Raw genomic sequence first — 13,438 nt, 5'->3', positions numbered from 1 at the left:
TTTTATTAAAGATAATAGTGTTTAATAATAGTGTTTTAGAGAGTTACATAAAACACATTTACGTTTACAAATATGTGAATAAAAATCATCAAAAAAAATGATTTTACTATTTGATTTTTAGAAATAATATTGTAAGTGGATTTTTTATTGGAATTATAAAATTTTTGAAACATTTTTTTATGCAAGAACACAAAATTAGCATACGTGTGCGATACGCCGAGACCGACCAAATGGGGGTGGTTTACCATGGAAATTATGCCCAATACTTTGAGATGGGGCGCGTGGAATGGCTTAGAAACAAAGGGATTTCATACAAAGAACTTGAAAAAAGCGGTGTGATGCTACCGGTGGTTTCTTTGAGTATGAATTATAAAAAACCTGCCTTTTCGATGATGTTTTAACTGTGGTTACCAAGATGGTGTTTATTGGTGGCGTGAAGATTGAATTTACCTATGAAATTTACAATCAAAACCATGACTTATTAACAACTGCCCACACTGTTTTGGTCTTTGTGGACATGCAGACAAAACGCCCGATTGCTGTACCCGATTTTTTGATGGAGTTGGTGCGTTAAATTATACCATCTATAAAACCTAAAGCAATAAAATATTTTGCTCAAGAAAAATATACAAAATTGTGATTACGAGAAATTGTGAATTAAAAAACTATAGCTACTTTTTTTTATTATATTTGATATGTTAATTTTTTAACAAAAAAATAGCAAGCAATATATAAACATCTTAAAAATAAAAATCATGAAATTAGGCGCATTCTCCATAAGTTTGGCAGTAAAAGACATTCAAAAATCTAAAGCTTTTTACGAAAAATTGGGATTTGAATACAAAGGTGGAAATATCGACCAAAATTGGATCATTTTAAAAAATGATAATGCTGTTATTGGACTCTTTCAAGATATGTTTGAGGGAAATATTATTACATTTAACCCGGGTTGGGACAATGATGCGCAAAATTTGGAAACATTTGATGATGTAAGAACCATACAAGAGCATTTAAAAAAGCAAGGAATTGCATTAACTGCAGAAGCAGATCATAACACATCAGGCCCCGCTCACATCACACTAATCGATCCAGATGGTAACCAAATATTAATTGATCAACACAGATAAATTTAACAATGAAAAATATTAGAATTGAAGTAAAATGGGCGCTACTTTTTGCAATCATGAGTTTAGTTTGGATGTGGCTAGAAAAACTCAGCGGCTTACACAGTACGTATATCGATTATCACATGTATATAACCAACTTGTTTGCAATTCCTGCTATTTGGTTTATGGTTATGGCTTTAAAGGATAAAAAGAAAAATTTTTACAATGGCATCATGACTTATTAACAAGGATTAATTTCCGGAGTCATCCTATCTGTATGCATCGCTATATTAAGCCCTATAACACAATGGATTACTTCGTATGTCATAACTCCTGAATACTTTCCAAACGTAATAAAACGCTCAGTAGAGTTGGGTTCCTATCCATCCACATCTGCGGCTGAAGCATACTTTAATTATAATAACTATGCCATAAAAAGTGTCATCGGAGCGCTAGCAATGGGTATTGTTACTACTGCAATTGCAATGATTTTTATTAGAACAAAGAAATAATCTAAAATTTTAAATATATAAAATGGCAACAGTACACACTTACTTAAATTTCAACGGAAATTGCGAAGAAGCGTTCAATTTCTACAAGTAGGTTTTTGGGGGAGAATTCACTTACCTTGGAAGATTTAATGAAATGCCTCCGCAAGAAGGAATGCCACCAATGAGTGAAGCCGATCAAAATAAAATTATGCATGTTGGTTTACCAATTGGTTCAACAGTTTTAATGGGTAGCGATATAGGTGGTGAATGGGCACCGGCATTTTTGCAAGGAAATAATTTTTCAATCTCGATTAATCCTGAAAGCAAAGAAGAAGCAGATCAATTATTCAATGGTTTATCGGCAGGTGGACAAATTACCATGCCCATGGCTGATACTTTTTTGGGGTGCTTATTTTGGTATGTTTACCGATAAATTTGGTATTAATTGGATGATTAATTTTGAATCACATCAAAATGCATAAATGAATATAGAAGATTTGTTTAAAGATAAAACCATAAAAGCAAAAGCAAAAGTCAAAATTTTGGGTGAATGGTTACTAAGCGATGAAATGCCTATTGAAGAATTATTGGCTTTTGCAGAACAACAAAAATCCACAGACAAAGCAACTTGTATAGAAGCAATAGAATGGGCTACTAAGAAAACTCCCAGTATTGCAAACGAAGCTGTTTTTGAATATGTTACTGAATTGTTGAAAGAAGAAGAACCACGCTTGAAATGGGAAAGTGCTAAAGTGATAGGAAACACTGCAAAATTGTATCCTGAAAAATTAGAGAAAGCTATAGTCAATCTTTTGCTTAATGCGGAAAACGAAGGCACAGTTGTGCGTTGGGCAACAGCATATTCCCTAGCAGAAATCATAAAATTAAAAACAGAAAACAACTGGATATTAGTACCAAAAGTAAAAGTTCTTTGCGAAAATGAAGCAGACAATGGTGTTAAGAAAAAATATACAGACGCATTGAAAAAAGTTAAAAAATAAATACAGTTACAAAAATCTATAGTACATTCAGCATCTATTTTTTTGCTCAGTATAGAAAAATGCTCGGAGACATATCTTTGAGCATTTATTTATAATGTAATATCATTTTAGAAATGCAATCATTAAGAACTTTTCTAAGAATTATAACATTAATAATCTAGTAAGATACTCAATCAAATGCAACATGACTCTTAATGTATAACTTCAAATAAAATCGAAAAATCTATATTGTCTTCGATCGTGCCTGCACTATATTCACAAAGAAAACTGTTTGCATTTTGCGGGCTTTAAATTTCAATACTTCCTTATTAGGTCCTTCAAAAAGCTCGTCTAAAGTTTGCATCCAATAAAAAAGCCAAGTGCCAAAATTGTGTGCCGTAACATTATGTTTCATTCTAGCATCAACTTTATTGTGTGTTTCAATTGGGTTGCCTTTATACTTTTGAGCTCCGAAAAGATGTTGTTCCCAGAAATCGGTAATCTTTTGTAAATGAGGTTCCCAATCGGTAATTATCGAATTAAAAATAGGTGCCAATTCGGCATCACTTCGCACTTTTTCATAAAAAATTCGAACCAATTGCTCTAAATCATCTCGGCTTTCAATATCGTGCTTCATTTTTATTTTCTTTGTATAAAATTACAAACTATTTACAATAAAATTGCTTATAATTTTATAAAATACTTATTTTTGCATCCAAATTAAACAAAGAAAAAAATGGCAGGTACAAGAACATTTACAATGATTAAACCAGACGCTGTAGAAGCTGGAAGTATTGGTGGAATATTAAACATGATTGCTGAAGGCGGTTTTAGAATCGTTGCAATGAAATTAACGCAATTAACAGTTGCTGATGCTAAGAAGTTTTACGAAGTGCATGCAGAGCGCCCATTTTATGGTGAATTAGTAGAATTCATGTCGAGAGGACCGATTGTTGCAGCAATTTTAGAAAAAGAAAACGCAGTGGAAGATTTCCGTACATTAATCGGCGCTACCAATCCGGCTGATGCTGCGGAAGGAACAATCCGTAAAAAATATGCAAAATCAATCGGTGAAAACGCAGTTCACGGTTCAGATTCTGACGAAAATGCAGAAATTGAAGCTGCTTTCCACTTTGCAGGAAGAGAACAGTTTTAATTAACTGACACAGATATGTAAAATCCACCCGCTAAAGGTGGATTTTTTTATCTAGGTATTTTTTGATAGTTTTGCATCCATTATTTTAATCTAAGACTTAAAAAATAAATTATAAAAAAAATTTATACTTTTTTATCAATTGCCACAATAAGCGTATTTGGTTTAACGGCATGTTCTAGCGACGATCATACAGCAACACCAGAACCTCAACCTACAAACCAGTTAGTTGGAAAGTGGGATTTGCAAGCCATGGATATGAAACTTGAAATGGAAGGAAATGTTGTTTTTGACGAAAAAGATATACTCACAAAAGACAGCGGAATTATTGTTCAGTATGATTTTAAAGCAGATAACAACGTTACATATTATATGTACACGCCAGCAACTGCTCAAACAGAAGAAAGAGAACAACAAGGTACAGGAACGTATCAAAAAAATGGAAACACCCTTACAATTACCGCAGATGGTGCTCCTCAAACTTTTCAAATTTTATTGCTTGAACAAAATAAATTACACTTAAATCTTAAACAAGAAGATGAAAGTACTAAAATAAATATTACACAAAAATTTGTGAAAATTTAATCCAAAAAAAAAGTCGTTTCAGAATAGACATGAAACGACTTTTTTTAATGATGATTTTTTTACTTCACCTCTCTGATAACTTCTATATAGCCTGTTTTGTAGGGATTATTCAGAATATATGCAGTATAAAAATAGGTGCCTGATGGTAATATTCTATTATTGTTGTCTTGACCATACCATTCATTCGTATAATTATTTTTAGAATATACTTCTTGCCCATATCTATTAAAGATAACAATTCTACTCACAAAGAAGTACGACAAATCTAGGTAATCATTATCCCCATCGCCATTAGGAGAAATTCCACGAGGAATATTAAATTCGGGAAGATCTGTATCCGAACATCTAGTACATACCGGGTTTGGATCAACTACATACTCAGAACTAACATCTACGCTGTTTGTAAAAACACCTTTATGATCTGCGGGTACTCTTAAACGAACTTTATACTCTACTACCTCATTAGGGTTTAAAGCATTAATTGTATCTATCAAATCACCGGTACCTGATTTGCCATTTCCACTCCAACTCATCTCCGTTGTGGCATGTGGCATTTCATCTTTCACAAGTACATTTAATGCTCGTTGAGGTCCTTTATTGGTTACTTTTATTGAATATTCTAAATAATCGTTTGGAATATAAAGTTCTCTAAAATCATCTTTAACTGCATCAAGATCTGCAACTAATGCTTCTACTGTTGCTGTATCTTTATTATTTTTAGTATTTGTATCTTCAAAATCACCAGCAACTGTTGCAGTATTTACATAATCACCCGAAGATCCAATGGTGCAATCTATTACTAAAGTTTGTGATTCATTGGGCGCTAATGAACCTATATTCCAAATACCTGAGGTATTGTTATAAACACCTTTAGTTGTAGTGGAATTAACATACACTAAGCCTTGCGGCAGTATATCGGTGGCAATGGCGTTGGGTTCAGTAAAATGCGGATTTCGGTTTGTAACGGTTATTGTGAAAGTTACATCCAAATCTTTTTGATACGTGCGTTCTTTTACTACTTCCAGATCTGAACATGGTTCAATTTCTACATCTAAGGGTACAGATACATTTGATAATCCGCAGTCGCGCATCACTTGAACAGAATAACTCCCCGATTCAGTAACTCGAAGGGTGTTATTAGTAGTTGTTTGATAATTTATTTCATCTTTATACCATACATATTGACTGTAACCATCCTCGGCTTCTAATGTTACACTGCAGTCACTATTTCTTCTTGCGAACACGGGAGGATCAGCAGCTTCACCAAAAGAGGAGAAAAATGCCGACATGGAAAAGCCTCCACCTTGCTGCACCAAACTTGAGGTTAATGGCAACGTTGAGGTGATAATTAGATTGGCTGGATTATTTATTTGTATATTATCAAAAGTAATGAGATAAAAACCGGTTGTTCCAATAGGTACTCTTAAATTTCCGGTAAGCACTTCGATATTTTGTCCGTTCACAAAAACCGGCACCGTATTACTTTCAATAATGCAAAATCCATAGTAGGGTAAGTTTCCATTATTATAGTCTATAAACTTTTTGGTTTGAATATTCAACGATCCTGAACAACCTCCAATAGGCAAAACAGTTGAAATATCGGTTTCGCAATCAACAGCTGTTCCTGAATAAACAATTATAGGTTGATCAGAAGTAATCATTGATGATGATAACAAATCTAATCCATTTCCATGGTAAAAAGTATAGGAATCACCAGCGTTTAAAAACATTGATAATGGTGCACCGGCTACAGTTCCGTTTGCATTGAAATTTTGAATGGTAATTATAGTATTGTTTTTTGAAGCAACAATCGTAGTTTGTTCCGAACCAAAACCTTGTTGAGACTGAGCGATTGTTGGTACGCTTCCTTCTCCACGCACCACCATATACTTTGTTCCTAATGATTGAATAGGTGCAATTTGATCAAATGTTCCATCTTCGCCATCTTGACCAGCTGCTCCACAAATTTGCGGAGTATCGCCATAATTTCCTGTATTCATAACAATGGGCTTATCTGCAGTTATTAAAGATCCCATAGGCGCGTTAAACAAATAGCTTTGTCCTTTATTCAATGAAATAGTGCTCGCAGGTAAATAAACCAATGTATTATCTTCTGTTGCCATAACCGAATATACAGGAGCTCCCATATTTAAACCTTGAACAGAATTTCGATAGTACCCTACCCTGAATTCCAAACCTAATCCTTCCGAACCAAAACTTACTAATGATGCATTTCCTTTTATGTTAGCCACAGTACTTCCAACTGCATCTGAAGCAATATTCCTAACATTTACCATTACTGGATGTGTGGCCTCTATGATTAAACCTTTATCGTTTTCGATAATATTCAAATTGTTTTTAGGTGTAGTTGTGAAAGCACCCGTAAATATGTACGAAACTGGATTGTTTTCAGTGACATTCAAAGTAGTAACCAAAGTACCATCACTCTTACTAACTTGTACTACTACATTTACATTGGGTTCTATAGTTCCTATAACTATTTCGTTAGCATTGTTCCAATATTGCCAAGGAGCTGGGGCTATATAATGTTGTTCATAGTATTGACCAAAGCACACACTAGAAAATAACAACAAAAAAAGAAAGTATATGTTTTTCATAAATTAATTTATATTTCAACAAATATACAATCAGATTCATTAAAATAAACACTTTTTTAATAAAATATATCAACTTATCAAACTTGATTCTAAATTCTATTTTTAAACTATTGGGTAATTTTCAAAATAAATTATATTTGCCTAGTATTTAGAGAAAAAATCGATTGTTATAATAAAAAAATTAGCCTAAAAATCTCCGTGTTTTTCATTCACTTTTCGTACTATTTTTATTGATTTTAACGAATAAGTTATCATATTAATTTTATAGTAATATATGGATATTTAAATTGCATTTTTTTAAAAAAATTAATGAGGTAAGTTTCCTATTTGCAAAAAAAAAACGTAAAACAAAGATGATCATTAAGTATTCTTAATAAATGAAAACATTTTTACAAAAACGAAAATACGAACTGCTTCTTGCAGCACTTATTCAACATCTTTTTATTGGGATTGTGGTACAAGATATTCCCTTTTATATAGAAGTGTTGTGGCCGCTTAATATGGTATTTTTAGGGTTGGCTAGTATTGGTGTGTTTATTGAAAAAGGCAGAGCAAAAAACATCATAAAAAATGTTTTAACCATCTTGGTAATAGCTCTTCCGGTGCTGCTCCCCTTTTTTAAGGAAATCACATGGTTTATGATGCTTTTAAATATTTGCTATGTAATTTTTTATTTTTTCATTTTTCTTGAGATTTTTAAGTTTTTAACAAAACCCAGCTATATCAATACAGATATCATCTCGGCATCGGCTTGCGGATTTTTATTGTTGTTGGAAGCATTTGTATTTATGTTGCAAATTTTTGCATACATCGATCCAAATTCGTTCAAAGGTCTTGACTATAGCAGTCCGGCACACACGTTTATAGATTTGGTTTATTTTTGCTCTATTACCCTAACCACAATAGGCTATGGCGATATTACACCTAATTCGTATCAAACAAAACTCATCACGTCGCTTATTGGTATCATTGGTCAATTTTATTCGGTTGTTTTAGTGGGAATTATCATTAGTAAATTTTCTGGTAAAACAAACACGAATTAGTCATTCATTTCTAAAACAATACTTTTCAGTATCCTAATTATTAAAAAACATGAACGCAGGAAGAAGATTTAGCCCAACAGAGTTCATCATGTGGACCCGCAGAACCATTTACAAAGTTTTTATACTTTCTTTAATCCCCACATTGTGTTATTTTTTAGGCGCCCATTTTTTATCGTTGCCCTGGCAGCCCATCACCATTTTAGGTACGGCTGTGGCTTTTATCGTTGGTTTTAAAAACAATGCCAGCTATGCCCGCTTGTGGGAAGCCCGCCAAATTTACGGTGCCATTATCAACGACAGCCGTTCGTTTGCTTATTCGCTTCGCGATGCTTTAAATGGATCCAATAACGAGGTTAAAACGATTTTTTACAGACACTTTGCATGGTTAACTGCCCTGCGTTTTCAACTACGTGATCCGCGGACTTGGGAAAATATGACCGAAAAATCAAATGAAGAATATTTACAGTATTATACAATACCCGAAAGAGTATCTAACATTGAAAAAGAGTTAAAACCTTTTTTGTCAGCAGATGAATATTCATACATCTTACAAAAGAAAAACCGTGCCACACAACTTTCGGCCTTGCAGTCAAAACATTTGGCACAATTGTACAAAGACGGTGCTATTAACGATTTTCAATGGAATTTACTGCAACAATCGCTAACAAAATTTACCGATCATCAAGGGAAAGCAGAGCGTATTAAGAATTTTCCGTACCCGCGCAACTTCAGTTCTATAACCACTTACCTACTGTTTTTGTTTGTGTTGTCTGTTCCGTTTGGTTTGCTGAATGAATTTGACAAACTAGGCGCAAATACTATTATCGAAGGGTATTCGGTTTGGTTAAACGTACCTTTTTCAATGATTTTAACTTGGGTATTTATCACCTTAGATACCGTTGGCGAAAGTTCAATGAATCCTTTCGAGGGCAGTGCAAACGATGTTCCCATTACACAAATAAGCCGCACCATCGAAATTGATATGCGTGATATGTTAGATGAAGAAAATCTTCCACCAGCAATTACGCCGACGAATAATATTGTTTTATAAAGAAGCTTTCGATACTGTAGAGTTAAAAAAACAAAACCACATAGATTTAAACTATTTACGTTTTAATCTATGTGGTTTTTATTATTTTTGGGATACTCATTATTTTAAAAATCGCCCATAAACCTTAGTGTAATGTTCGATTTTGCATTTGGATCAGGAATTATGATATGTCCTGCAGGGTCATCTTGGACATCTCTGTAAGACCGAATAATTTTCATGGATAACCGATCGTTTGCATCAAGTTTTAAAACACCAGCTGCATTGATTGCAATGGTAAAAAAACCAATTGGATAGGCCTTGGTGCCTTCTAAATTAAAGTTTGCACTATTATCTACCGAAGCATCTACACCATTTACATAGATTTTCATATCTAGTTGATCTCTTTTATTTTGAGTTGTTCCGCTGTTTTTTCTAATAAATGATGCTGCCTGAACGTGGAAATACCCTGACTTTTTTACTACCAACTCCCCTGCTGTGTTTATTTCAAAACTTGGGGTGTCGTTTGTGTTTATCACATCAAATTCAAGTGTTCTGTTGTTTGTTGCTACATTTTCTGTCATGTTTCCTTCCTTAAACGTGCTTTTTGTAGAAACATAGGTTATCGATTTATTGTTTGTAACATTGCTAAGCGATAAAAACGGGTTCCATTGCACGCCGTCCCACCAATAAAAACCTCTTTGTGTGCTGTCTGCAACATTTAAAAAAACCAACAAGCCTTTTTCTTTGGTATCGGTAGTGTTTAAAACACTCACTCGTGGAATAATGATACCTGATGTGTTGGATGGATTTGCTTGATTTGCAGCGACAATGTCTAGTGTGGCTTGGGGTGTGTTTTTATTAATACCTGTTTGAGCAAAAGTTAAATTTGTTTGAGCAAACATTGTAGCTATTAAAATTAAAACGCTTTTTTTCATACTTAATCTAAATTTATCAATGTTAAGGTATATGGTGTATTTACACTAACGGTATTAGGAATTGTTGTACTGCCACGCGTTGTACGAATTGTTAACACATCGTCTTTGGTTAAATTTACAATAGCAGCAATATAAAACGTAGCTGATCTTCCATCAATAGATCCGCCTGGAGCAGAATCAACAGATGTTAAAGTTCCCGCTGTTCCGTTGATCAAAATGTCTGTAGTATATTGACTGGCTTGGTTACTTGCTGTTTTATAAATACCTCCTGTAAAAATGAGATAATATTTTGCTGTTTTTCCTACTTTTAAACCTCCGTTTGTTGTTAATGAAAAACTAGGGTCTAAACTATTTATAATTGTTAATGGAACAAACCTTGAATCTGTACCTATTCCTGTGATATTATTAGGTGTAAAGGCATTTCCGCTTACAATGGTTTTGGAAGTGTCTAAACCAATGGTTTTAAAATCTACAATATATTCCCAGCTATTGGTCGCTGCATCCCAATAATAAAACCCTTCTAAATTAGAATCGGTTGTATTTCGAAGAAATATTAACATGGCATTTTGATCGTTCGTTGGATTTGTTGCAGGAAAACGGTCTAAAACCGGTATTCCTAACCCTGCGCTTGATTCTGGTGTTACCGCATTTTGAGATTCAATATGCAATGCTGCTTTGGGAGTTTGTGTGCCAACACCTGTAAGTGTTTGTGCTTTTACAATTAATGTTGCCAAAAGTAAAGCGGTAGTGAAATATACTTTTTTCATAAAACTAATTTTGTATAAAGTACAAGGTTAAATTATTAATACCGAAAGCCTCATAATTGCTTAAGGTTGTAACAGTTGACCCTACATTTGACTTGTTAACACTTGCGGTGAGCTTATCGCCTGCATTTAATCTTTTCAAAAAACTAAAAGACGCGCTGGTTGATGACACTTCTTCTGCGGCAATTGATGTTTGAACAGCTGAGGCTGCCGTGCCATTCACTAAGATTGTATAGGTGAAATTTGCTTGCTCATTGGCTCCTAGTGGCTTTTTAGAATTTGCTGTAAAAGAAATAAGGTACAAGCCGTTTTTACCCACTGTAATCTCGTTATTATTTACCGAAAAACCATCGGTAGATGCTTTTAAAAAACGTGAAAAGTTTATAGTTCTCTGGGGAGAAGTACCTGTATAACCCTGTCCATCAAAGGCATATATCGTTTCGTCTAAATCTCTGTTCAGCACTTTTGTAAATGGTACCCAATTGGATCCATCCCAATAATAAAACTCGTCGTTTAAAGTGGCATTACCTGATAAATAAACCAACTGACCCAATCTTGTGGGGTTTGTAACCGGAAAATTTTGAACTCTGGGTACCAAAATTCCATCTTGCCCCGTGGGGTTTGTTATAGACGAAGGATCTATATGCAGATTGGCCTTTGCATTTTTTGTGACTATTCCCGATTGAGAAAAGGCAGAAAAACTGCTGAATAAAGCACTATATAGTAGTACATTCGTTATAGATATATAATATTTCATAACAACTTCATTAATTTGTGTATCATTTTTTTACAAAAAGAACAATTGCTATATGCTCTATTAAATATTAATTGGTAATAATGTTCCCTAAAACATTATAAAAGCATATATCAAAAGCAAAATTAAACTTTATTACCATAAACTCTAGCATAATAAATATAGTATTTTGTTTATATGTAGAACAAGTTCTACATCACACTTATTAAAATTTGATATTTTTATAACTCAATTAGGTGGATTGCTCGTACTTGAAAAAGGAATTTAAAAATTTTGAAAAGTGAAAAATTGGTGTTGCGTATGTATTGTTCTTAACTTTCTAATTGCTCAGAATATATCTGGTCAATCACGGAAAGAAGATACTTTATTCCTTAAAAAAGACACTGATTACGGAAGCCTGCAATCAGTTTTTATCGAAAAAAATAAAAATAGCGTATTTTATAATTATATTCTCGATTTTGAATTTGATGAGTTTGACAAACAGCATTTTCAATGGTCACTTGATTATTTAATGAAAAACAAAATCTCGTTAACAAAACAAAAAAATATACTTCCTTCAAACAAATGGATTCAGATTAAGTTTTTGAATAATGATTTCTATGCTTATCATCCGTGCGACTTTTTTACATTTTTTCAAGCATCAATCACAGACTCAACTTATCTTGAAATAACGGGCGAAGGTCCAGTTGCGAACAAAATTCTCAGTCAAAGAAAAATAAGCAATGCTACTTTCGAAATTAAAACCACTGGAATGTATCAACAAAACAGAACAATAAAAATATATCTCATAAATCAAGATAAAGGCATTGCTGTTTTTGAAGAACATTTAAATGACGGTTCTCAATTTCGGTATTTGATGGCTGAATCAAACAAAATAAAAAAATTGCCCTTCATAGTAAATCGCTGTGATAATTACAAACAAGAGGAATTTGAATTTGAAGAACCAGATTTTGAAAGATTAATCAAAAATCTAAAATAATGAAAAAACTTTTTTCACAACTCCCAACTTGGTTAGTATTATTGGTTGTAATGGCACTTTTTACACTGGTGTTTTTCAATATATACATCCTGGCAATTTTGCCTTTGGTTGTAGGAATTTTTGTTTATTTTATCACAAAAACCCAACGGACTTTTATTAAAAAATACTATACTTCAATTGATAATTTACCCGAAGGTTTTGTGAAAATTGAAGGAAAAATAGAAGCTGAAAAAACCTTGGAATCTCCTTATTTCAAAGAAGAATGTATCTCGTACACATACAAAGATGCAACCATTGATTATGACGACGAAACTGGTAGCGAATATACAAAAAATGCTATTCTGAAAAGTGAATTTCAGGATTTTTATATTTCAGATGCTACCGGGAAAATCAAAGTAAATTCTAAGGGTTTAGATATTTCATTTTTGTCGATCAAAACCAAATTAATTGGCAAAAAAAGACACACCGAACGAACCCTAAAAAATGGCGACGAAATTACCATTATAGGAACCGCTGTGAAAAATAATGAAAACAAAATAGAATTACAAAAATCCGACAAAAATCCGTTCACAGTAAGCGATCATACCAACATCAATAATCAAAAACAAGTGTTTCGAACCATAAAATTTTTCCTGCCCTACATCATTTTTATGTATATTTTGGTAAACTATTTTCTTTTCGCACCCTTGAAAATAAACATTAAAGAAAATGAAATCTTTCCATATTTTGCGATTTTTGGAATGCCAATTTTAGCTGTAATTTTGGGTATTATCGGAAATCAATTTGAAGGTTTCATTAAACAATTCCTATCCAATTTCGCAGGAATCTGTTTTTTTGTGGCACTCCTCACTATTCCTTTAATATGTTTATTTTATATCATTGAATTAGAATTTTCCCGAATCATTTGCATTTGGTTGAACATTTTAGTTTGTACAACTTTGGCTTTCGTTTTTGATTATAAAAAATTAGATGGCGTTTTTGATGAAAAATAAATTAGACA

At 33.1% G+C, this 13,438-nt stretch carries 15 protein-coding genes and 2 pseudogenes; 12 read left to right on the top strand and 5 right to left on the bottom strand.

From position 1 onward, the window contains the following. Nucleotides 1-179: 179 nt before the first annotated feature. The 6 genes and pseudogenes from MG290_RS14385 to MG290_RS14365 all read left to right on the top strand — a co-directional run bounded on the left by MG290_RS14385 (nt 180) and on the right by MG290_RS14365 (nt 2,598). A pseudogene (locus MG290_RS14385) lies at nt 180-574 on the top strand (acyl-CoA thioesterase). A gap of 181 nt (nt 575-755) precedes the next feature. Further along, nucleotides 756-1,127: a VOC family protein gene (locus MG290_RS14380; protein ID WP_264561908.1), complete on the top strand. Its 372-nt coding sequence runs from the start codon at nt 756-758 to the stop codon at nt 1,125-1,127. 8 nt (nt 1,128-1,135) lie between these two features. Continuing rightward, nucleotides 1,136-1,351 carry a hypothetical protein gene (locus MG290_RS14375; protein WP_264561907.1) on the top strand — a complete coding sequence of 72 codons (216 nt, stop codon included), beginning with the start codon at nt 1,136-1,138 and terminating at the stop codon, nt 1,349-1,351. A 9-nt stretch (nt 1,352-1,360) separates the two neighbouring features. Then, a complete protein-coding gene (locus tag MG290_RS14825) occupies nt 1,361-1,618 on the top strand; it encodes a DUF4199 domain-containing protein (RefSeq protein ID WP_319800363.1) in 258 nt (85 codons plus the stop codon). Nucleotides 1,619-1,640: 22 nt separating this feature from the next. Further along, nucleotides 1,641-2,079: pseudogene (locus MG290_RS14370) on the top strand (VOC family protein). After that, nucleotides 2,080-2,598 carry a hypothetical protein gene (locus MG290_RS14365; protein WP_264561906.1) on the top strand — a complete coding sequence of 173 codons (519 nt, stop codon included), beginning with the start codon at nt 2,080-2,082 and terminating at the stop codon, nt 2,596-2,598. 223 nt (nt 2,599-2,821) lie between these two features. Here MG290_RS14365 and MG290_RS14360 read toward each other — a convergent pair whose 3' ends face one another. Next, nucleotides 2,822-3,214: a group III truncated hemoglobin gene (locus MG290_RS14360; protein WP_264561905.1), complete on the bottom strand. Its 393-nt coding sequence runs from the start codon at nt 3,212-3,214 to the stop codon at nt 2,822-2,824. Between the two features lie 99 nt (nt 3,215-3,313). On the opposite strand from MG290_RS14360, the gene MG290_RS14355 reads away from it, so the two are divergent. Beyond that, nucleotides 3,314-3,733: a nucleoside-diphosphate kinase gene (locus tag MG290_RS14355; RefSeq protein WP_091521677.1), complete on the top strand. Its 420-nt coding sequence runs from the start codon at nt 3,314-3,316 to the stop codon at nt 3,731-3,733. Between the two features lie 108 nt (nt 3,734-3,841). After that, the gene (locus tag MG290_RS14350; protein WP_319800362.1) at nt 3,842-4,315 is read left to right on the top strand and encodes a lipocalin family protein; all 474 of its coding nucleotides are present in this window, start codon (nt 3,842-3,844) and stop codon (nt 4,313-4,315) included. Nucleotides 4,316-4,374: 59 nt separating this feature from the next. Here MG290_RS14350 and MG290_RS14345 read toward each other — a convergent pair whose 3' ends face one another. Beyond that, on the bottom strand, nt 4,375-6,933 hold the full coding sequence (locus MG290_RS14345) for a gliding motility-associated C-terminal domain-containing protein (protein WP_264561904.1): 2,559 nt from the start codon (nt 6,931-6,933) through the stop codon (nt 4,375-4,377). 377 nt (nt 6,934-7,310) lie between these two features. Here MG290_RS14345 and MG290_RS14340 point away from each other — a divergent pair, with 377 nt between their 5' ends. Together MG290_RS14340 and MG290_RS14335 are read left to right on the top strand one after the other, a co-directional pair. Next, a complete protein-coding gene (locus MG290_RS14340) occupies nt 7,311-7,976 on the top strand; it encodes a potassium channel family protein (RefSeq protein WP_264561903.1) in 666 nt (221 codons plus the stop codon). A 49-nt stretch (nt 7,977-8,025) separates the two neighbouring features. Further along, on the top strand, nt 8,026-9,027 hold the full coding sequence (locus tag MG290_RS14335; RefSeq protein WP_264561902.1) for a bestrophin family protein: 1,002 nt from the start codon (nt 8,026-8,028) through the stop codon (nt 9,025-9,027). Between the two features lie 104 nt (nt 9,028-9,131). Here MG290_RS14335 and MG290_RS14330 read toward each other — a convergent pair whose 3' ends face one another. From MG290_RS14330 to MG290_RS14320, 3 genes are read right to left on the bottom strand one after another with little or no spacing between them, the layout of a single operon-like run. Further along, nucleotides 9,132-9,941 (bottom strand): hypothetical protein, encoded by an 810-nt coding sequence (locus MG290_RS14330; RefSeq protein ID WP_264561901.1) that lies wholly within the window; start codon nt 9,939-9,941, stop codon nt 9,132-9,134. A gap of 2 nt (nt 9,942-9,943) precedes the next feature. Continuing rightward, nucleotides 9,944-10,708 (bottom strand): hypothetical protein, encoded by a 765-nt coding sequence (locus MG290_RS14325; protein WP_264561900.1) that lies wholly within the window; start codon nt 10,706-10,708, stop codon nt 9,944-9,946. A gap of 4 nt (nt 10,709-10,712) precedes the next feature. Further along, the gene (locus MG290_RS14320; RefSeq protein ID WP_264561899.1) at nt 10,713-11,462 is read right to left on the bottom strand and encodes a hypothetical protein; all 750 of its coding nucleotides are present in this window, start codon (nt 11,460-11,462) and stop codon (nt 10,713-10,715) included. Between the two features lie 277 nt (nt 11,463-11,739). Between MG290_RS14320 and MG290_RS14315 the strand changes: the two genes are divergently transcribed. Continuing rightward, a complete protein-coding gene (locus MG290_RS14315) occupies nt 11,740-12,438 on the top strand; it encodes a hypothetical protein (RefSeq protein WP_264561898.1) in 699 nt (232 codons plus the stop codon). Then, nucleotides 12,438-13,430 carry an E3 ubiquitin ligase family protein gene (locus MG290_RS14310; RefSeq protein WP_264561897.1) on the top strand — a complete coding sequence of 331 codons (993 nt, stop codon included), beginning with the start codon at nt 12,438-12,440 and terminating at the stop codon, nt 13,428-13,430. The genes MG290_RS14315 and MG290_RS14310 overlap by 1 nt, the downstream gene beginning before the upstream one ends. Nucleotides 13,431-13,438 lie beyond the last annotated feature (8 nt).

It is taken from the genome of Flavobacterium sp. CBA20B-1 (assembly GCF_028473145.1).
Lineage (GTDB): Bacteria > Bacteroidota > Bacteroidia > Flavobacteriales > Flavobacteriaceae > Flavobacterium.
Note: the sequence above shows the minus strand (reverse complement) of the source record. Positions and strands in the feature narration are given on the sequence as shown.